Source organism: Arhodomonas sp. KWT (assembly GCF_010993615.1).
This window is the reverse complement of the sequence record NZ_WNXE01001156.1, coordinates 1-509: the sequence shown is the minus strand read 5'-3', so window position 1 is coordinate 509 and position 509 is coordinate 1. Positions and strand designations below refer to the sequence as shown.

At 66.0% G+C, this 509-nt stretch carries 1 protein-coding gene; it reads left to right on the top strand.

The window, feature by feature from the left end; genetic code table 11:
* Positions 1-414: 414 nt before the first annotated feature.
* On the top strand, positions 415-509 hold a 95-nt coding region (locus G7A99_RS26045), incomplete at its 3' end, for an SDR family NAD(P)-dependent oxidoreductase (RefSeq protein ID WP_163144720.1).

The window sequence follows — 509 nt, the reverse complement described above, 5'->3', positions numbered from 1 at the left end:
CTCACCGTCTATCTCGGTGTGGGCTACGTCGGCCTGTACCTGCTCTCCGGCGCCGTCGGCACCCTCGGTGCGCTGTGGGCCAGCCGCACCGTCGGCCTGCCGAACGACTGAGGCCATCCGGACGTCATCGGCCCGGCGTCACTGCCACGACCTGTCATGCGTCGGTCCGCGCCCCCTGGCGGGGCGTGTAACCGTCGTCTCCTTCGCCGCGGGTGAGTCCGGCTCCGTTGCCGTGCCGTTGACCACGGTCAATCTCCCGTGCGGCATCAGCATTCACAGTAGCAGGCGCGTGGTCGGCCCCGGGCTGCATCGTCACGCCGGCACGTCGGGTTTGTGAACGATTGCCGCGCACCGCCGCCCATCAATTAGCACGCTATCCATTCAGTCATTCCCTCCATTCTGAGGAGCGCTGTTATGTCCGTTGAAGGTAAGGTCGCTTTGGTGACGGGTGCCGCGCAGGGCATCGGTCTGGGCATCGCGAAGCGTCTGGCGAAGGACGGCTTCAGTAT